This is a genomic window from Pseudomonas sp. KBW05 (assembly GCF_003852405.1).
GTDB lineage: Bacteria > Pseudomonadota > Gammaproteobacteria > Pseudomonadales > Pseudomonadaceae > Aquipseudomonas.
This window is the reverse complement of sequence record NZ_QAJM01000039.1, coordinates 65,840-85,577: the sequence shown is the minus strand read 5'-3', so window position 1 is coordinate 85,577 and position 19,738 is coordinate 65,840. Positions and strand designations below refer to the sequence as shown.

Here is a 19,738-nt window from a genome sequence, read left to right as displayed (position 1 = left end):
TGCACATGAATCTGAGCAAGGTCGACCTCAACCTGTTTATCGTCTTCGACGCCATCTACACCGAAGCCAACCTGACCCGCGCCGGGCAGATTGTCGGCATCACCCAGCCCGCGGTGTCCAACGCATTGGCGCGGCTGCGCGAAACCTTCAACGACCCGCTGTTCGTGCGCACCGCCCAAGGCATGGTGCCCACGCCGATGGCGCAGAACATCATCGGCCCGGTGCGTAATGCGCTGTCGTTGCTGCGGGTGTCGGTGCAGGAAAGCCGTATCTTCAACCCGCAGCAGGCGGCCAAGACCTACCGCATCAGCATGACCGACCTCACGGAAGCGGTGATATTGCCGGCGCTGTTCCAGCGCCTGCGCCGCCTGGCGCCGACGGTGGTGATCGAGAGCTTCCTGTCCAAACGCCGTGAAACCACCAAGGAACTGGCCGCCGGGCGCCTGGACTTTGCCGTGGATGCGCCGCTCAACACCGACCCGCAGGTGCGCCACGTCAAGCTGATGGAAGACCGCTACGTGTGCGCCATGCGCAAGGGCCATCCGCTGGCGGGCAAGGACAAACTGACGCTGGATGATTACCTGGGGCTGACCCACATTCATATCTCCAGCCGCCGCAACGGCTTGGGGCATGTGGACCTGGCGCTGGGCAAGATGGGCCTGCAACGCAAGATCGCCCTGCGCTCCCAGCACTACCTGATGGCCTCGCAAGTGTTGCAGCAGACCGACATGGTGATGACCGTGCCCGAACGCTTTGCCCGCCGCCATGAACTGCACTGGTTCAACCTGCCGGTCAACGACGTGCCGCCGGTGGAAACCCACCTGTACTGGCACGAAAGCACCGACCAGGACCCGGCGAACCGTTGGATGCGTGAGCAGATGATCGAGTTGTGCCAGCAGGTCACGGCGCATGAGAAGAAACTGGACGGTAAACAAGCCTGAGCGGCTTTCTGTGGTGAGGCAGCTTTTGTGGCGAGGGAGCTTGCTCCCGCTGGGCTGCGAAGCGGCCCCAAAAAAAGCCGGCTCCAGCTTCGCTGTCGAGCGGGAGCAAGCTCCCTCGCCACACACAGCGATTCGCTTGACGTTTACGTCAACCTGCCTTTAGCTTAACGCCAAGATTTTCTTGAGCGCCGCCCATGAGCACCACCTACAGCATCTCCGACCTCGCCCGCGAGCTCGACATCACCACCCGCGCCATTCGCTTCTACGAAGAACAAGGCCTGCTGGCCCCGGAACGCCGGGGCCAGGAGCGCATCTACTCGGCGCGGGACAAGGTCAGCCTCAAGCTGATCCTGCGCGGCAAACGCATCGGTTTTTCCCTGGCCGAATGCCGCGAGCTGATCGAACTCTACGACCCTACCAGCGGCAACCACATCCAACTCAACAGCATGCTCAGCAAAATCGCCGAGCGCCGTGAGCAGTTGGAACAGCAGCTGCTGGACATCGAACAGATGAAGCTGGAACTGGACACCGCCGAAGAGCGCTGCACCCAGGCCCTGGCCCACACCATGAGCCAGGTTGGCCATTGATCAGAAGGTAGCTGCCATGTCCCTCCCCTCCCATGTACGCCTGGTGGAAGTCGGCCCGCGCGACGGTTTGCAGAATGAAGCCCAGCCCATCAGCGTGGCCGACAAGGTCCGGCTGGTGGACGCCCTCAGTGCAGCCGGCTTGAGCTATATCGAAGTCGGCAGTTTTGTCTCGCCCAAATGGGTGCCGCAGATGGCCGGGTCGGCCGAGGTGTTCGCGCAGATCCAGCGCAAGCCCGGGGTGACCTACGGCGCACTGGCGCCGAACCTGCGCGGTTTCGAGGATGCGTTGGCCGCCGGGGTCAAGGAAGTGGCGGTGTTTGCGGCCGCGTCCGAGGCGTTTTCCCAGCGCAATATCAACTGCTCCATCAGCGAAAGCCTGGAACGCTTTGCGCCGATCATGGCGGCGGCCAAACACCATGGGATCAGTGTGCGCGGGTATGTGTCCTGTGTGCTGGGTTGCCCGTACGAAGGCCAGATCGCCCCGGAGCAGGTGGCGGCAGTGGCACGGGAACTGTATGCCATGGGCTGCTATGAGGTGTCCCTGGGCGACACCATCGGCACCGGCACGGCGGGCGCTACACGGCGGCTGTTCGAGGTAGTCGGTGGGCAAGTGCCAAGGGATAAGCTCGCGGGGCACTTCCACGACACCTACGGCCAGGCCGTGGCGAATATCTACGCCAGCCTGCTGGAGGGGATCAACGTGTTCGACAGCTCTATCGCGGGCCTCGGCGGCTGCCCTTACGCCAAAGGCGCCAGCGGTAACGTGGCGACCGAAGATGTGCTGTACCTGCTCAACGGCCTGGGTATCGAGACCGGTGTCGACCTGGAGGCCTTGATCCGCGCGGGCGAACAAATCAGCCGCGTGCTCGGTCGGCCAACAGGCTCGCGTGTGGCCAAGGCACGTAACGCCGGTTGAGTAGCATAGCCGTGACAATGTGTTACCGCCTGCCAACACATCGAGTAACACGGGAACATATTTTGTCTCATTTGCCGTAGGCAATTACCTACACAAAAATCAAACCATTGATTTTAAAGGACTTTTAAAAGTTGGCACGGCTTCTGCTATCTCTATGGCATAACAAGAATAAAAAGCGCCAAACCTAATAAAAATAAGACGAAACGACTCTGACATAACAAAAACAACACGGCAGAGACGCAGCTAACAGATTTTTTTGGAGAAGATGTGCTTCGCAGGGAACGGCAATGCCGAAACCCGCGACCAGTAGAGAAAAATAAAACTACCTCAGGTAGCTACCCACTGGTTGGATCGCGTGCGAAGAAGCAGATCAGCGTTCAAAAAAATACGTTTGCTCTTGACCCCGGATGGGGGTCGCCCAAAACAGCGGTAAAGGGTAACGGTTGCCAAAAACAACAATAGACCGCCCCTCAATAATAAAAAAAGAGCACGCAACGACAAATTAAAGGGGACCCCCGGGTCCCCTTTGTGCTTTCTGCGATTCCGCGATTGCCTGACACCACACTATTAAAAATGTGGGAGCTGGCTTGCCAGCTCCCACATTGAGCCTCAGTGCGACTGGGACTGCATTTGCAACTCCTCCATCGAAATCTCGCGCATGCGGAATTTCTGGATCTTGCCCGTCACCGTCATCGGAAACTCCTCCACAAACCTGAAATGCCTGGGCGTCTTGAAGTGAGCGATGCGCCCCTTGCACCAGGTTTGCAGCTCCAAGGCATTGGCCACATGGCCCGGGTGAAACTTGATCCAGGCCACGATCTCTTCGCCATAACGCTCATCCGGAATACCAATGACCTGCACATCCGCCACCGCCGGATGGGTAAAGAAAAACTCTTCCAGCTCACGCGGATAAACGTTCTCGCCGCCGCGAATGATCATGTCCTTGTTGCGCCCGGCGATGCACACGTAGCCGTGGGCGTCCATGCTCGCCAGGTCGCCGGTGTGCATCCAGCCGGCGTCGTCGATGGCTTCGCGGGTGCCTTCGGGGTTGTTCCAGTAGCCGAGCATCACGCTGTAGCCACGGGTACACAGCTCACCGATCTCACCGCGCGCAACCGTGTTGCCATCAACGTCGATGATCTTGTTTTCCAGCTGCGGCTGGGTACGCCCGACCGTGGTGACGCGGCGCTCCAGGTCGTCATTGGCGCCGGTCTGCAACGACACCGGGCTGGTTTCGGTCATGCCGTAGGCGATCTGCACCTCGCTCATGTGCAACTCGCTGATCACCCGGCGCATCACTTCGATGGGGCACGTGGCGCCGGCCATGATGCCGGTGCGCAGGCTGGCCAGGTCGAACTCGCCCCGGCGTGGGTGATCGAGCACGGCGATGAACATGGTGGGCACGCCGTAAAGGCCGGTGGCGCGTTCTTCAGCAACCGCAGTGAGGGTCAGCAATGGGTCGAAGCCATCATTGGGATAGATCATCGTAGTGCCGTGGGTGATGCAGCCGAGGTTGCCCATCACCATGCCGAAGCAGTGATACAGCGGCACCGGGATCACCAGGCGATCCTGCGCCGTCAGACCGAGGCTTTCGCCGACCATGTAACCGTTATTGAGAATGTTGTGGTGACTGAGGGTGGCGCCCTTGGGGAAACCGGTGGTGCCGGAGGTGTACTGGATATTGACGGGTTGATCGAAATGCAGGCTGGCCTGGCGGCTGTGCAGTTGCTCGGGCGGGATGCCGGCGCCAAGGGCCGCCAGTTGTGACCAGGGCATGAAGCCTGGCGGCGGGCTGGGGTCGAGGCTGATGAGGCCGCGCAGGTCTGGCTTCAGTGCCTGCACCATCGCGTGATAGTCGGAGGTCTTGAACGCCCCGGCGCACACCAGCCACTGGCAACCGGACTGCTTGAGCACGTAGTCCAATTCACTGCTGCGATAGGCCGGGTTGATGTTGACCAGGATCACGCCCAGCTTGGCGCTGGCGATCTGGCTGATGCACCACTCGGCGCAGTTGGGGGCCCAGATGCCCAGGCGATCACCGGTCTGCATGCCCAGGGCAAGGAAGGCGCGGGCGTGCAGGTCAACGGTCTCGGCCAGTTGCTGCCAGGTGTAGCGGCGTTGTTGATGGCGTACCACCAGGGCTTCGCCCTCCGGGTATTGCGCCACGGTGTGATCGAACGCCTGGCCAATCGTCATGGCCAGCAAGGTCTTGTCCTGAGCGCCACGGCTGTAGCTCTGATTCGGTTGTTCCATAACGACCCCTATTGTCTTTTTTGTAGGTTGACGTAAACGTAAACTACGATTGACAGCGCCGTAACGCAAGCTTACGTTAACGTAAAGGTGAGCGCCCTCCCCCGACGTTCAGCCCACACAAAAACAAAGCTCACATTAAGGTGCCTGTCCATGAGTTACCCGTCCCTGAACTTCGCCCTCGGCGAAACCATCGACATGCTGCGCGATCAGGTGCAGTCCTTTGTAGCCAAGGAAATCGCACCCCGCGCCGCGCAAATTGACAGCGACAACCTGTTCCCCGCCGACCTGTGGCGCAAGTTCGGCGACATGGGCCTGCTCGGCATTACCGTGCCGGAAGAGTACGGCGGCGCGGGTCTGGGTTACCTGGCGCATGTGGTGGCGATGGAAGAGATCAGCCGCGGCTCCGCCTCCGTGGCGTTGTCCTACGGCGCCCACTCCAACCTGTGTGTGAACCAGATCAACCGCAACGGCAACCACGCGCAAAAACTCAAGTACCTGCCCCAACTCCTCAGCGGCGAACACGTCGGCGCCCTGGCCATGAGCGAGCCGAATGCCGGCTCCGATGTGGTCTCGATGAAACTGCGCGCCGACAAACGCGGCGACCACTACGTGCTCAACGGCAGCAAGACCTGGATCACCAACGGCCCCGACGCCAACACCTACGTGATCTACGCCAAGACCGACCTGGAAAAGGGCCCCCACGGCATCACCGCGTTCATCGTCGAACGGGACTGGAAAGGCTTCAGCCGCAGCAGCAAATTCGACAAGCTGGGCATGCGCGGCTCCAACACCTGCGAACTGTTTTTCGATGACGTCGAAGTGCCGGAAGAAAACATCCTCGGCGTGCTCAACGGCGGTGTGAAAGTGCTGATGAGCGGCCTGGACTACGAGCGCGTAGTACTTTCCGGCGGCCCCACCGGGATCATGCAAGCCTGCATGGACCTGATCGTGCCCTACATCCACGATCGCAAGCAGTTCGGCCAGAGCATCGGCGAATTCCAGCTGATCCAGGGCAAAGTCGCCGACATGTACACCCAGCTCAACGCCAGCCGTGCTTACCTGTATGCCGTCGCCCAGGCGTGCGAGCGCGGCGAGACCACGCGCAAGGACGCCGCGGGGGTGATCCTCTACAGCGCCGAGCGCGCCACGCAAATGGCCCTCGACGCGATCCAGATCCTCGGCGGCAATGGCTACATCAACGAATTCCCCGCCGGCCGCCTGCTGCGCGACGCCAAGTTGTATGAAATCGGCGCCGGCACCAGTGAGATTCGCCGGATGCTGATCGGTCGCGAACTCTTCAACGAAACCCGCTGAGGGAGCGCGCCATGGCCACCTTGCATACCCAGCTCAACCCGCGTTCGGCGGAATTTGCCGCCAATAGCGCAGCGATGCGCCAACAGGTCGATGCCCTGCACACCCTGCTCGCCCATGTGCAACAAGGCGGCGGCGCGAAAGCGCAGGAGCGGCACACCTCACGCGGCAAACTGCTGCCCCGTGAACGCATCAACCGCCTGCTCGACCCGGGTTCGCCGTTCCTCGAACTGAGCCAGCTCGCCGCCCATCAGGTGTATGGCGAAGACGTGCCCGCCGCCGGAGTGATTGCCGGGATCGGCCGCGTGGAAGGCGTCGAGTGCATGATCGTCGCCAACGACGCCACGGTGAAAGGCGGTTCCTACTACCCGCTCACCGTGAAAAAACACCTGCGCGCCCAGACCATCGCCGAACAGAACCGCCTGCCGTGCATCTACCTGGTGGATTCCGGTGGCGCCAACCTGCCGCGCCAGGACGAGGTGTTCCCCGACCGCGAGCACTTCGGGCGGATCTTCTTCAACCAGGCCAACATGAGCGCCCAGGGCATCCCGCAAATCGCCGTGGTGATGGGCTCCTGCACCGCCGGCGGCGCCTATGTACCGGCCATGGCCGACGAAGCGATCATGGTGCGCCAGCAAGCCACGATCTTCCTCGCCGGCCCGCCGCTGGTAAAAGCTGCCACCGGCGAAGTGGTCAGCGCCGAAGACCTCGGCGGCGCCGATGTGCACTGCAAGATCTCCGGTGTGGCCGACCACTATGCCGACAGCGATGAACACGCCTTGGCCTTGGCGCGGCGCAGCGTGGCCAACCTCAACTGGCGCAAGCAAGGCCAGTTGCTGCAACGCACGCCCGTGGCGCCGTTGTACAGCGGTGAAGAGTTATACGGCGTGATCCCGGCCGATGCCAAGCAACCGTTCGACGTGCGCGAAGTGATCGCGCGGCTGGTGGATGGTTCGGTGTTCGATGAGTTCAAGGCGCTGTTCGGCACCACGCTGGTGTGCGGTTTTGCGCACCTGCACGGCTACCCGATTGCGATCCTCGCCAACAACGGCATCCTGTTCGCCGAAGCGGCGCAAAAAGGCGCGCACTTTATCGAGCTGGCGTGCCAGCGCGGCATTCCCCTGCTGTTTTTGCAGAACATCACCGGTTTCATGGTCGGGCAGAAATACGAAGCCGGCGGCATCGCCAAGCACGGCGCCAAACTGGTGACGGCGGTGGCCTGCGCCAAGGTGCCGAAGTTCACGGTGATCATCGGCGGCAGCTTTGGTGCCGGTAACTATGGCATGTGCGGCCGCGCCTATGACCCACGGTTCTTGTGGATGTGGCCGAATGCGCGCATCGGCGTGATGGGCGCCGAACAGGCCGCTGGCGTGCTGGTGCAGGTCAAGCGCGAGCAGGCCGAACGCGCAGGCGTGGGATTCAGTGCCGAGGAAGAAACCGCGATCAAGCAGCCGATCCTCGACCAATACGAAACCCAGGGCCACCCCTACTACTCCAGCGCGCGCCTATGGGACGACGGGGTCATCGACCCGCTGCAAACCCGTGACGTGCTGGCCCTGGCCCTCTCTGCCGCGTTGAATGCCCCCATCGAGCCGAACCGCTTCGGCGTGTTCCGCATGTAAATGGAGCTGTACCCCATGAGCGATTTCAACACCCTCGAACTGATCACCGACAGCCGTGGTTTTGCCACGCTGTGGCTCAGTCGTGAAGCCAAGAACAACGCGTTCAATGCCGAGATGATCCGCGAACTGATCATCGCCCTCGACCAGGTGCAGGGCGATCCTACCCTGCGCTTTCTCGTCTTGCGTGGGCGCGGCAAGCATTTCAGCGCCGGCGCCGACCTGGCCTGGATGCAGCAATCGGCCGAGCTGGATTACCACACCAACCTGGACGACGCCCGCGAACTGGCGGAGCTGATGTACAACCTGGCCAAGCTGAAAATCCCCACCCTGGCGGTGGTGCAAGGCGCAGCCTACGGTGGCGCGCTGGGCCTGATCAGCTGCTGCGACATGGCGATCGGCGCCGATGATGCGCAGTTCTGTCTGTCGGAAGTGCGCATTGGCTTGGCCCCGGCGGTGATCAGCCCGTTCGTGGTGCAGGCCATCGGCGAACGCGCCGCGCGGCGCTATACCTTGACCGCCGAACGTTTCGGCGGCCAGCGGGCGCGGGAGATCGGCTTGCTGGCAGAGAGCTATCCGATCAGCGAGTTGGATCTGCATGTCGAACTGTGGGTCGCCAACCTGTTGCAAAACAGCCCGGCAGCGATGCGTTCCAGCAAGGATTTGCTGCGCGAAGTCGGTAACGGCGCCCTCACGCCGGCGTTGCGCCGCTATTGCGAAAATGCCATCGCCCGGATTCGCGTCAGCGCCGAAGGCCAGGAAGGCCTGCGTGCGTTCCTGCAAAAACGTGCGCCAAGTTGGCAGTCCCAGGAGCCGCGCTCATGAGCACACTGACCACCGTACTGGTGGCCAATCGCGGCGAGATTGCCTGCCGGGTAATGCGTACCGCCAAGGCCATGGGCCTGACCACCGTGGCCGTACACAGCGCCACGGACCGCGACGCGCGCCATAGCCGCGAGGCGGATATCCGCGTCGACCTGGGCGGCAGCAAGGCCACCGAGAGTTACTTGCAAATCGACAAGTTGATCGCAGCCGCCCACGCCAGCGGCGCCCAGGCGATTCATCCAGGTTATGGTTTTTTGTCGGAAAACGCCGGGTTTGCCCGCGCGATTGAGGCGGCCGGCTTGATCTTCCTCGGCCCGCCCGCCTCGGCCATTGACGCCATGGGCAGCAAATCTGCGGCCAAGGCGCTGATGGAAACTGCCGGCGTGCCGTTGGTACCGGGTTACCACGGCGAAGCCCAGGACCTGGAAACATTCCGCGACGCCTGCGCACGCATCGGCTATCCGGTGTTGCTCAAGGCCACGGCGGGCGGCGGCGGCAAGGGCATGAAGGTGGTCGAAGAGGTCAGCCAGCTTGCCGAGGCCCTCGCCTCTGCCCAGCGTGAGGCGCTGTCCTCATTCGGCAATGGGCAGATGTTGGTGGAGAAATACCTGCTCAAGCCGCGCCATGTGGAAATCCAGGTGTTTGCCGACAGACACGGCCACTGCCTGTACCTCAATGAGCGCGACTGCTCGATCCAGCGCCGCCATCAAAAGGTCGTGGAAGAAGCACCGGCGCCGGGATTGAGCGTTGAACAACGCAAGGCCATGGGCGAAGCCGCCGTGCGCGCGGCCCAGGCCATCGGTTATGTCGGCGCCGGCACCGTGGAGTTCTTGCTGGATGCGCGCGGTGAGTTCTTCTTCATGGAGATGAACACGCGCCTGCAAGTGGAGCATCCGGTGACCGAGGCGATTACCGGCCTCGACCTGGTGGCCTGGCAGATTCGCGTCGCTCAGGGCGAAGCGCTGCCCATCACGCAAGCGCAGGTGCCGCTGAACGGCCATGCGATTGAAGTGCGCTTGTATGCCGAAGACCCGGCCAATGATTTCCTGCCGGCGACCGGGCACCTGGCGCTGTACCGCGAATCGGCAGCGGGCCCTGGGCGTCGGGTGGACAGCGGCGTCGCCCAAGGCGATAGCGTGTCGCCCTTCTACGACCCGATGCTGGGCAAGCTGATTGCCTGGGGCGAAGACCGTGAACAGGCGCGCCTGCGTTTGCTGAGCATGCTCGATGAGTTTGCCGTCGGCGGGCTCAAGACCAACCTGGGCTTTTTGCGGCGCATCGTCGGCCATCCGGCGTTTGCGGCGGCGGAATTGGATACGGGGTTTATCCCGCGTTATCAGGATGAACTGCTACCAGAGCCGGGTGCGTTGAGCGATGGGTTCTGGCAGGCGGCCGGTGCGGCCTTTATGCAGAGCTTGCCGGTGGGCGATGGGCCTTGGGCCGACACCCGTGGCTTTCGCGCCGGGTTACCTGCCGAGGTGTCCCTGCATTTGCGCTGCGATGGCCAGGACCGGCTGGTGACGCTGGCGGCAGACGCGCCGCTGTTGCGTGGCGAACAGGTGTGGGTCGAACAACAGGGTGTGCGTCGCGCGCATCTGGCGGTGCGCAGCGGCGAGACCCTGTACCTGCGCTGGGACGGCGAAGTGTACGCGGTCAGCCTGTTCGACCCGATCGCAGCGGTCGAGGCCAACCAGTCTCACCAGGGTGGCCTCACGGCGCCGATGAACGGCAGCATCGTGCGGGTGCTGGTCGAGGTCGGCCAAACCGTGGAGGCCGGCACACAACTGGTGGTGCTGGAGGCGATGAAGATGGAGCACAGCATTCGTGCGCCCCAGGCTGGCGTGGTCAAGGCACTGTTCTGCCAGGAAGGCGAAATGGTTGCCGAAGGTTGCGCGCTGGTGGAACTCGAAACAGCGGGCTAGAACTTCGCCGTGGCCTGCACCACCACGCCGAGGATGCGGCAATCGTCGGTGAGCAGCAGCTTCGGGTAAGTCGGATTGAGCGGCACCAGGTACAGTTGGCCGCTCTCTTTCAGCAACTGACGAAAGGTTGCCTGTGGGCTGTCGGCCCATCGGGCAACCACCAGCTTGCCCGGTTCGGCGGTGATGGCCGGGTCCACCAGGATCATCATCCCCGCGCTGATGCTCAGGCCACTGGGCGCGGTCATGGCATCGCCCGTGACCGGCAGCCAGAACGCTTCGCCTCGGGCGTGGTAATCCGTCAGCTCGAAGCGTGGCGCGCCATAGCTGGCACGCTCTTCACGGGCTTCGCACAGGCCGCTCCAATCGCTGACCGGGTAGCGGAAATACGGGTTGTAGTGGCTGGTGGTGTCGGGCCCCTCAGCGGACCGTTCGCGAATCTGCAACGACACCTCCAGGTACCCCAGACCCAGCTCCGCCAGCACCCTGTTCATGTCCGCCACGCTCGGCACACGACGTTTTGCGAGCCAGTGGCCGACGCCGCCCTGGGTCATGCCCAAGCGCTCGGCCAACTCGGTCTGCGTGACCTTGGGGTGTTTCATGTTGGCTTTGACCAACGCTATCCATTTATCCATGGGGCCTGACAATACGTGAGGTATTTTCTCGGGCAATAAACAGTTTGTAGTAATCCATAAAACGACATAAATACGATACGTACTATCATCGGACATAAGGTTTTCGACACCCAACCGGAGTACCGCCCCTTATGACGACAAGCCCCCATCCCCTGCCCGACGAACCCGAAACCGCAGATATCCTCGACATGCGCAGCAGTGGCGCCGCCCAGCGCGCGCTGGACTATTACTTGAAAGAAGAAGTGTCGATACCCGGCACGGACGACAGCCTCTTCAGCATCAAACCCGGCATCAGCCAGGAGGAAGCACTGATTCACGCCTCGGACCTGTTGCGCAGCGCCGCAGCCACCGCCTATGAATCGGCGAGCAGCCACCAAGGCAACAACCGCGACCTGGCATTTTCAGTGGTGTATTTGATTGATATGGCGAAGGCTATGGTGGAGCGATCGTTGCGTGCGCCGCAGGCCCAGGCAAGCGTTTAACAGGCGCAAAGGAAAAATATTTCTATCCCGACGATAAAAACATTTGACTTGCAAATGATAATGATTATTATTGGACCTAGCTGATCGCGAGATCAGTCGATAGACCAAGGGACCTTAGGTCGGACTCTTGGAATATCTCCTCATCAGGCTAATCACGGTTTTTGACCCGGCTCTTTGGCCGGGTCTTTTTTTTGCCAGTTTCCCTGGCATGGCTTCAGGCTAATGAAGACTGTGTGTTGCTTGATGGCGCGCATGGTAGCAAAAGACCATCGCCAAAAGAAAGCCGAACGAACGCTCTAGGTCGGATCTTTGCGAATTAGCGCTTGAGAATCAATCTCATAGATTCTAAGCTGCTGGCGCGTCAAGGACGACGCCCCCTCCTCCCTGCAACAATTTTGCATCAAGATCTTACCTGGCTCCTGTGTAAGATATCCGCCACAACACTCATATCCAGGCAACCAGACTATGACAGTGGCCTTGACCTCCATCAGGATCAGCACCGACTTCGACAGTGGCAATATCCAGGTGCTTGACGCCAGCGATGCCTATCAGTTGCTGCTCGCCATCAAACCCGACACCCGCAGCGCACATTTCCAGTGGTTTCACTTCAAGGCCGAAGGCATGCATGTGGGCCACACCCACACGTTCCGCCTGAGCAACGCGAGCCAGTCCTCCTATAAACATGCCTGGAGCGGTTACAACGCCGTCGCCTCCTATGACCATATCAACTGGTTCCGCGTGCCCACGCGTTTTGACGGCGAGCTCCTGCACATCAGCCTCGAAACCCGCGAAAAACATGCGTGGATTGCCTATTTCGAGCCCTATAGCCGCGAACGCCACGACTGGCTGATCGGCCAAGCCTTGAGCCGCGCCGGCACCCAATTGCTGGCCACCGGTAAAAGCATCGAGGGCCGCGACATTCAGTTGCTGCGCCGTGGCAAAGGTGGCGAAGGCCGACGCAACATCTGGATCATCGCCCAGCAGCATCCCGGCGAGCACATGGCCGAATGGTTTATGGAAGGCATCATCGAACGCCTGCAACAGGACGGTGACAGCGAACTGAAAAAACTGCTGAAAGTCGCCGATCTGTACCTGATACCCAACATGAACCCGGATGGCGCCTTTCATGGTCACCTGCGCACCAACGCCATGGGCCAGGACCTCAACCGTGCCTGGCAGAGCGCCAGCCAGGAGATCAGCCCGGAAGTGCTGTTCGTCCAGCAACAGATGGAGAAATACGGCGTCGACCTGTTCCTCGACATCCATGGCGACGAAGAAATCCCCTACGTCTTCACCGCCGGCTGCGAAGGCAACCCAGGCTACACCCCACGTATCGAAGCGCTGGAAAAGCGCTTCCGCAGCCACCTGAGCGCCCTCACCCGCGACTTCCAGACCACCCACGGCTACACCCGCGACCTGCCGGGTGAGGCCAACATGACCCTGGCCTGCAATGCCGTTGGTGAAAAATACGACTGCCTGTCGCTGACCCTGGAAATGCCCTTCAAGGACAACGACGACGCGCCCAACCCCCACACCGGTTGGTCGGGCAAACGCTCGATGCAATTGGGCAAGGACGTGTTGAGCACCGTCGCCGATATCGTCGGCGTATTGCGCTGACCTTAGAGAAGACGAACGCTGTAACGGTGGCGAGGGAGCTTGCTCCCGCTGGGTCGCGAAGCGGCCCCCAGCTCTTTGTTCAAAAGACGGGGACTGCTGCGCAGTCCAGCGGGAGCAAGCTCCCTCGCCACAGGTGACTGTCTACTCTTTCCAGTTCTTGACTGACTCGTATTAGGACAAGCTCCCTCACCCAAGGTCAGTGCTTGGTCCCCGTCATGCTTTGCAACACGCCATCACGGCGAATCAACCCATGGAACAACGCCGCCGCCAGGTGCAACAGCACCGTCAGGAACAACAGGTAGGCGAGAAACCCGTGGGCCTTGCGCAACACCGCGAACAACGGCGCATTCGCCGCCACCAGCGCGGGCAACTGCACCGAACGGCTGAGCATCACCGGATCGCCCGCGGCTGAAATCATCGCCCACCCCAGCAGCGGCAACACCAGCATCAACGCGTACAGCACCAGGTGGGAGGCCTTGGCCGCCAGCACTTGCCACAGCGGCAGGTCGGCGGGCAACGGCGGCTGACGCGTAGCAAAGCGCACCAGCAAGCGCACGATCACCAACGCCAGGATCGCAATCCCCAGCGGCTTATGCAGATGGATCAACCACTCATGACGCTCCGACACCGACGCCGCCAACCCGGCCCCGATAAACAGCATGGCGATGATCATCAACGCCATCAGCCAGTGCAGCAGGCGCGCCAAGGGTGCAAAAAAACGCGGTTGGGCATTCATGGCTTCGACTCCTGAGGGGCGCTGTGCAGCGCGCTGACTTCACCGGCACGGCGCAGGTAGGAACTGGCATACGCCGCTGAACGTGCAGCCAGCAGCGGGTCATTGGAGGCTTCGATGCCGCTGGGGAGAATCAGCGGATCAAAGTTGATGTCGCGGCAATCGCCCTCCGCCTGCGGCTGGCTGCTCTGCAACACCAATGTCCCGGCGTTCAGCACCTTATGCTCGCCCGGCCAGGTCTTGCTCGCGTCGTCCAATGGGTCGCCGGGGTTGGCCAGGGTCATGTTCAACTGCCAACGCAACGGCCCAGCAGCCAGGCGCTGCACCAGGTCTTTTTCGAGAAAATCGGCACCGGCCGGCGCCGTGTCACCCACGGCATCCTGACGCAGCGGCACCACCCCCCAGCGCACGGCCTGGCGCTTGCCATCGGCGCCCACCAGATAGAACGCGTTGATCCCGTTATAGGTTTCGGTGGCGTAACTGGCCGACGGCTTGGCGGTCTTGACCCACGCCAGAAACGCCGCCGTCTCCGGGTGCGCGGCAAAAAACGCGGGCATGCTCGAAGGATTCGGCTTGCCAGTAGCCGGGTCCGGCGCACCCGCCTTGAGCAGCGCGTAGAAGGCCTCAGGCGTACCCACCGGGAACACCGGCATGCTGTTCATTCCGGTGCGCCATTGCTGGCCGTTGGCCTGGCTGAACTGCAAGGCGAAACTGCGGATCGGCACGCTGCTGTCCGGCGCATAGGGATTACCACTGGGCAAGGCAAAACGGCCGACCACCGGGGTCTTGGCCGCGCTGAACACCTGGGCGCTGGAGTACGCCCTGGCTTCAGCGCTGCTCTCGAAATACCCGGCGACACACACGCCCTTGGCATGGTTACGCCGAAAACCCGGGTGCACACCGTTATTGGTTTCCAAGGCATTGACCAATGTTTTTGGCCGCAAGCGCTGTGGGTCGAGAGTGCCGTTGACGTAGGCAAATGCCCCGGCCACCAGCGCAACCACAGCACCGATACAGGCCAGTCGTGCGATCAGGCTCGCGGTGCTCAGCGGAGGACGGGGCGGTGAAGAGTGATCTACCATGAAGGAGCTCCAGGGCCAGAGGCCTTAGGGGGTGGAACATAAGGTCGGAACATTAAGACGAACGCCGACCCGCTCTATTCCCCCGCCGATGATTTATTTCCCCGGACCTGGAATAACCCCCAACGCCAGACGTCTCTCTAGTCCCAGCACAGTGACCAACCCGATTGCCATGCATGAACTCGACGAAGCGTTACGTGAACTCATCCCCAGGCTGCGGCGCTTTGCCGTGTCCCTGACCCGTAACGCCAGCAGCGCCGACGACCTGGTGCAATCGACCCTGGAACGGGCCATCACCCGCTGGGCCGACAAGCGCAGCGAAGGCGATTTGCGCGCCTGGCTATTTTCGATCCTCTACCGCCAGTTCCTCGACGCCCACCGCCGCAGCCGGCGCTACGCGCGCATGCTCGAATTTTTCAGCGGTCGCGACGACGCGCAGCCGTCGGTGGAGCGCACGGTCATCGCCCAATCGACCCTGCAAGCCTTCGATCGCCTCAACCCCGAACAGCGCGCCCTGCTGTTGTGGGTGTCGGTCGAAGGCTTGAGCTACAAGGAAGTTGCCGACATCCTTGAGGTGCCCATCGGTACCGTGATGTCGCGCCTGTCCCGCGCACGCCAAGCCTTGCGTCAACTCAGTGATGGCGAAATTGCCAGCCCTTCCCTGCGGATACTCAAATGATCAGCCTGCCCCCCAGCGAACGCGATTTGCATGCCTACGTCGACCACCAGCTTCTGGACAGCGATCGCCGTGTGCTCGAAACCTACTTGGCCGCCCACCCCGACGTTGCCGCCCAGGTCCATGCCTGGCAGCAGGATGCGCAGTTGCTGCGCGCCGCCCTCGGCGGCGCCCTGCAACAGCCGGCCAACCCGCAGTTGGACCCGGCGCAGATTCGCCAACGCCTCAAGCACCAATCGCGCCGGCATTTCGCTACAGCGGCAGTGCTGTTGGTCGCCGTCAGCCTTGGCGGCGTTGGCGGTTGGCAGGCCCGCGAAGCCACGCAACCACCCCTGGTGCCGATGGCCGACGCCATGCAGGCCTACCGCCTGTTTGCCCAGGACGGCGTGCTGCCCGCCGACTATCACGTACAAGACGGCGGCAGCATGCAAGCCTGGCTGGATCGCTATTTCCACCAGGCCAGCCGCCTGCCGGACTTGAGTTCAGCGGGCTACGCGCCGGTCAGCGGGCGCTTGCTGACCACCGACCAGGGCGCGGCAGCGATGGTGTTGTACGAGGATCAACAAGGGCGGCGGGTCAGTTTCTACATTCGCCCACCGGGCCCGGATAACGGCTTCCTGCCCCGTGGCAGCCGCAGCGCCGATGGTTTGCTGGCCGAGTACTGGTCCGGCGGCGGCTACAACTATGCGATGGTCAGCCCGGTGGATCAGCCGACGCCTGCGCTGCAAAAGCTCTAGAACCCGACATCCAGCACCACGTTATCCAGGTAGGTGCCCCCGGGCGGCGTGGCCTGGTCGGTGTAGATTTTGGCGTTGTAGTTAAAGCCCTGGCTGCCGGTGCCCAGGCCGTTGCCGGGGTTGATGTCCGCCGTGGCACTGGCCCGCCGCGCCGCGCCGACGCTGCCCCAGCGGGTGGTGCCAGCGCTGACAAAGATGTCGTAGGCCAAATAGTTGCTGCCGGAAATCATCCGGCGGCGCCCGCCCACGCTGACCGGCTGCTGCCCATCGCTGAGGCCGACGGTGTAGGCGCTGCCCTTGGTGCAATTGACGCTGGCCTGGCCGTTGACGGTGGCAAACCCACTGACCACCGGGGCACTGCCGAAGGCGATAGCCGGCGTGGTGATCAGGCAGTCGTTGGTCACCAGCATGCTGACGGTCAACGCCTGCGTGCCGGTGCCACTGTCGCGACCCAGGCAAATGCCGATCAGGTTGATGGTCGAGCAGTAGTTCCAGGTCCAGACGATGCTCAGGGTTTCGCTGTACAGGCCGGCCGCCACGTTGCTGCCGGCGACACTGCGCAGATACAGCGGCAAGGTCTTGGTGCCTGGGCCGAACACCAACCCGTAGCTCTGGGCGATACCGCTGCTGCCGCCAAAGTCGAACGTGCTGCCTCGCGTAATGGGATACGTCGTGGAGTTGTTGCCATAGATCGTATAGGGGATCACATCACCGGTCGGCCCCAGCATGCCGCCCTGGGTCGACCCCGTGATCTTTGCGGTGAATTGGTCGCCACTGCCGAGTATCGACAGCAACAGCGGGGTGCAACTCAGGCCGGCGTTGGTAGTGGAACTGAGCTGCGCCGTGGCGAGCACCGACATCGAACTCACCGGGCCAAAGCTGGCCGGCGAGGTGGCAACCGCGCTGCACGCAGCGTGCACCTGCGTCGACACACCCAGGCTCACCGCCACCAGCAGACTCCACAGCCATTCCTTGCCCCGCACACGCATGCTCCTTAATTCATTGACACACCAGCGGCCCGATCAGGGGCACCTGCGCCTGGGTAATGTCCAGGTCGAAGGTGGCCTGACAGCTTTGCCCGCCACTGAGGGTGACTTGCAACGTGTTATGCGCCGCAAGGTTCTCCAGATAGACCAAACCATCCCAGCCCACCACCGCCAACCCGGCACTTTGCTCATGGCGCACCTGACTGCCGAGGGGCAAGTCCTGATGCTGGCCATCCACCAGGGTGATGCTGGCCGCCACCACCCGGCGCACCGGAAACTCCAGCAGGTAACCACTGCCCCGGCGCACCGCCACCCGCTGTTCAACGTTGGCCACTTGCACGTTGGTGGGGAAGTTCAACGGGTCGATCTCATATTTGGCGCGGTAGTAGGCGCTGCTCCACGGCACCAACAAGTGCCCATTGCGATCGGTCTCGCCGACCACCTGGTTCTCGTAACGCACGGGCACCCCGGCAAACCCGCCGGTGCTCACCACCACAAAGGCATCGTTGACCTGGTTGGCGACAAAGAACTCCTTGTCCATCCACACCAGCGAGCCGGCCGCATCGGCCCAGCGCGTTTGTGCGTCGCGCGTGCCATACACGCCGGCCTGCAACTGCACCGACTGCAAGCGCCAGGTCAGGTCCGCCTGGCGGTAGGTCGGCGCATCGCCGCTGGCATAGCCCAGATTGAAACCCACCCCGCCACCAGCCGGCACGGCGCGGCTGTAATTCACCCGTTGCTGCACCTGCCCGCTGTTGCTGCGCTCGCTGCCCAGGCTGAGGCTGCCGTAGACGTCGAACGGAATGATCAACTGCCCTTGCACCGCCCAGTTGCGGTCACCGATCTCGCGGTTGGCCGACAGGTAAAAGCTGGTGTTGCGCCACAGCGATTTGCTCCACGTCAGGTTCAGCAGGCGGGTGCGCGAATCGTCCGCCGCCTGCACATCGAAATAGCCCACGCCGAGGCTGCCAAAGTCATTCAGGTTCAGGCTCAGGGTCACCTGCTCGCTGCGCTTGCTGAGGCTGGCGTACGGGGTGTCGATCAGGGTCAGGTCGGCGTATTGATCGCGGCGCTCGACCCGCTGGTAGGACAGGCTGTAATGCTGGCTGCTGTATTGATAACCCAGGCTCAGTTGCTGGCCCGAACCGCCGTCGAACTGGCTTTGGCTGACGGCGGTGTTGAGCACGCCGAAGTTGCCCAGGCGCAGGTTGCCGCCCACGCCGCCAAGGGTCAGGTCATTGGACGCTTCGGCATGGCTTTCCACGGTCAACGCATCCGACAGCCCGTAGCGGAAGGTGCCGCTGGCCACGCCGGGGCCGTAGCCGAAGTCGCGCACGGTGTAGTCGCGGCGCAGATTACCGGCCGACAGGGAAAAATCCGCCAGGCCTTTTTGCAGCAACGTGCTGGTGACATAGAACGGCACCGTGGTGGACACCTGCCGCCCGAGGGCATCGGTGGTGACCACCACGGCTTCGCCGGCACCGTTGATAAACGGCACGTTGGTCAAGGTGTAAGGCCCAGGCTGCAGGTCGGCGCTGCTGGATTTGTAGCCGTTGATAAACAGATCGACCGACGACGGCACCGCCGCTTCCCCGGCGAACTGCGGCAACGGGTAGGTCACCAGGTCCGGGCGCACGCCGAAGTCGCGGGACAGTTGCACCCCGCCCAGGCGCACCGAGTTGCTCCAGGGCAAGGCGCCGCTGATCACGTCGCCCGCCTCGTAGGTCAACAGGCGCTCATCGTCGGAGAAACGCCAGGTGGTGTCGTAGCGCCGGTAGCCATTGTTGAACGTGCTGCCTTGGGTCTCGCGGCCGATGGTCGTGCGGTACTGGCCGGTGTTGGAAAGCGTGCCCCAGGTATCGAACAGGCGCACTTCGTTGAAGATGCCCAGGTAAGTGCTGCTGTCATCGGTGTCGTTGAGGTAGGCATCGTAATTGAGCAACGCGCCAAAGCTGGTCAGCGCCTGGGTGCGCGGGTAGTTGTTGCGATTGCCGATAAACTGCGCCGGCAACCAGCTCGCGGGCACGTTGAGCAGCAAGCGCTGGGCCTGGCTGTCGTAGTCGCTGTGCAGGCCCGCCACCTTATCCAGATCGACCTCCACCGGCACTTCGCCCGGCAGCTTCATGCCGATTTCCTGCAACACGCTCGCCGGCAGAAACAGCCCACCGGCACGCTGGCTGACGGCAACCACACGGCCGGTATCCTGCTGGTTGACCACCAGTTCCAGGAACAACTGTGCATCGGCGACAGCCTCCATACTGCTGGGCGGCGGCGGCAATGGTGCAGCCATGCCCAGCGGTGCAAACACCAGGCCCGCCACGCTGCCCACTACCCACACCGATCGCCATAGACAACGAGCCCAAACATGGCTCACCAAGGCTTTGTGTCCATCAATGGACATCTCCATCCGTTAAAACCCGGG

At 62.4% G+C, this 19,738-nt stretch carries 17 protein-coding genes; 11 read left to right on the top strand and 6 right to left on the bottom strand.

The genetic code is table 11. The features are described from left to right. Window positions 1-5 precede the first annotated feature (5 nt). From DBR46_RS26780 to DBR46_RS26770, 3 genes are all read left to right on the top strand, one after another. Window positions 6-941 (top strand): LysR family transcriptional regulator, encoded by a 936-nt coding sequence (locus tag DBR46_RS26780; RefSeq protein ID WP_017737717.1) that lies wholly within the window; start codon window positions 6-8, stop codon window positions 939-941. A gap of 194 nt (window positions 942-1,135) precedes the next feature. Beyond that, window positions 1,136-1,528: a MerR family DNA-binding transcriptional regulator gene (locus DBR46_RS26775; RefSeq protein ID WP_017737716.1), complete on the top strand. Its 393-nt coding sequence runs from the start codon at window positions 1,136-1,138 to the stop codon at window positions 1,526-1,528. Window positions 1,529-1,544: 16 nt separating this feature from the next. Further along, entirely contained in the window at window positions 1,545-2,444 is a 900-nt protein-coding gene (locus DBR46_RS26770) for a hydroxymethylglutaryl-CoA lyase (RefSeq protein ID WP_124528925.1), read from the top strand. A 609-nt stretch (window positions 2,445-3,053) separates the two neighbouring features. On the opposite strand, the gene DBR46_RS26765 is transcribed toward DBR46_RS26770, so the two are convergent. Next, window positions 3,054-4,697, bottom strand: a complete 1,644-nt coding sequence (locus DBR46_RS26765) for an AMP-binding protein (protein ID WP_124528923.1) — start codon at window positions 4,695-4,697, stop codon at window positions 3,054-3,056. A gap of 150 nt (window positions 4,698-4,847) precedes the next feature. Here DBR46_RS26765 and DBR46_RS26760 point away from each other — a divergent pair, with 150 nt between their 5' ends. The 4 genes from DBR46_RS26760 to DBR46_RS26745 are packed head-to-tail and all read left to right on the top strand — an operon-like array spanning window position 4,848 to window position 10,374. After that, complete coding sequence (locus DBR46_RS26760; protein ID WP_124528921.1) at window positions 4,848-6,011, top strand: isovaleryl-CoA dehydrogenase; 1,164 nt, start codon at window positions 4,848-4,850, stop codon at window positions 6,009-6,011. Window positions 6,012-6,022: 11 nt separating this feature from the next. Continuing rightward, on the top strand, window positions 6,023-7,630 hold the full coding sequence (locus DBR46_RS26755) for a carboxyl transferase domain-containing protein (protein ID WP_124528919.1): 1,608 nt from the start codon (window positions 6,023-6,025) through the stop codon (window positions 7,628-7,630). Window positions 7,631-7,645: 15 nt separating this feature from the next. Beyond that, window positions 7,646-8,452: a gamma-carboxygeranoyl-CoA hydratase gene (locus DBR46_RS26750; RefSeq protein ID WP_124528917.1), complete on the top strand. Its 807-nt coding sequence runs from the start codon at window positions 7,646-7,648 to the stop codon at window positions 8,450-8,452. Then, complete coding sequence (locus DBR46_RS26745; RefSeq protein WP_124528915.1) at window positions 8,449-10,374, top strand: acetyl/propionyl/methylcrotonyl-CoA carboxylase subunit alpha; 1,926 nt, start codon at window positions 8,449-8,451, stop codon at window positions 10,372-10,374. The genes DBR46_RS26750 and DBR46_RS26745 overlap by 4 nt, the downstream gene beginning before the upstream one ends. Here DBR46_RS26745 and DBR46_RS26740 read toward each other — a convergent pair. Further along, on the bottom strand, window positions 10,371-11,006 hold the full coding sequence (locus DBR46_RS26740; protein WP_124528913.1) for a LexA family transcriptional regulator: 636 nt from the start codon (window positions 11,004-11,006) through the stop codon (window positions 10,371-10,373). The genes DBR46_RS26745 and DBR46_RS26740 overlap by 4 nt on opposite strands. A 131-nt stretch (window positions 11,007-11,137) precedes the next feature. On the opposite strand from DBR46_RS26740, the gene DBR46_RS26735 reads away from it, so the two are divergent. Then, window positions 11,138-11,488 (top strand): DUF3077 domain-containing protein, encoded by a 351-nt coding sequence (locus DBR46_RS26735; RefSeq protein WP_124528911.1) that lies wholly within the window; start codon window positions 11,138-11,140, stop codon window positions 11,486-11,488. Between the two features lie 465 nt (window positions 11,489-11,953). Continuing rightward, window positions 11,954-13,105: a M14-type cytosolic carboxypeptidase gene (locus DBR46_RS26730; protein ID WP_124528909.1), complete on the top strand. Its 1,152-nt coding sequence runs from the start codon at window positions 11,954-11,956 to the stop codon at window positions 13,103-13,105. A 196-nt stretch (window positions 13,106-13,301) separates the two neighbouring features. Here DBR46_RS26730 and DBR46_RS26720 read toward each other — a convergent pair whose 3' ends face one another. Then, a complete protein-coding gene (locus tag DBR46_RS26720; protein WP_124528905.1) occupies window positions 13,302-13,841 on the bottom strand; it encodes a cytochrome b in 540 nt (179 codons plus the stop codon). Then, the gene (locus DBR46_RS26715; protein WP_124528903.1) at window positions 13,838-14,920 is read right to left on the bottom strand and encodes a catalase family peroxidase; all 1,083 of its coding nucleotides are present in this window, start codon (window positions 14,918-14,920) and stop codon (window positions 13,838-13,840) included. Before DBR46_RS26715 ends, DBR46_RS26720 begins: the two co-directional genes overlap by 4 nt. A 169-nt stretch (window positions 14,921-15,089) precedes the next feature. Here DBR46_RS26715 and DBR46_RS26710 point away from each other — a divergent pair, with 169 nt between their 5' ends. Both DBR46_RS26710 and DBR46_RS26705 read left to right on the top strand, forming a co-directional pair. Next, window positions 15,090-15,596 carry a sigma-70 family RNA polymerase sigma factor gene (locus DBR46_RS26710; RefSeq protein ID WP_124529016.1) on the top strand — a complete coding sequence of 169 codons (507 nt, stop codon included), beginning with the start codon at window positions 15,090-15,092 and terminating at the stop codon, window positions 15,594-15,596. Further along, a complete protein-coding gene (locus DBR46_RS26705; RefSeq protein WP_124528901.1) occupies window positions 15,593-16,330 on the top strand; it encodes an anti-sigma factor in 738 nt (245 codons plus the stop codon). The genes DBR46_RS26710 and DBR46_RS26705 overlap by 4 nt, the downstream gene beginning before the upstream one ends. Here the strand turns inward: DBR46_RS26705 and DBR46_RS26700 are convergent. Beyond that, on the bottom strand, window positions 16,327-17,319 hold the full coding sequence (locus tag DBR46_RS26700; RefSeq protein WP_124528899.1) for a spore coat U domain-containing protein: 993 nt from the start codon (window positions 17,317-17,319) through the stop codon (window positions 16,327-16,329). The genes DBR46_RS26705 and DBR46_RS26700 overlap by 4 nt on opposite strands. Window positions 17,320-17,329: 10 nt before the next feature. Further along, complete coding sequence (locus DBR46_RS26695) at window positions 17,330-19,723, bottom strand: fimbria/pilus outer membrane usher protein (protein WP_124528897.1); 2,394 nt, start codon at window positions 19,721-19,723, stop codon at window positions 17,330-17,332. Window positions 19,724-19,738: the final 15 nt, after the last annotated feature.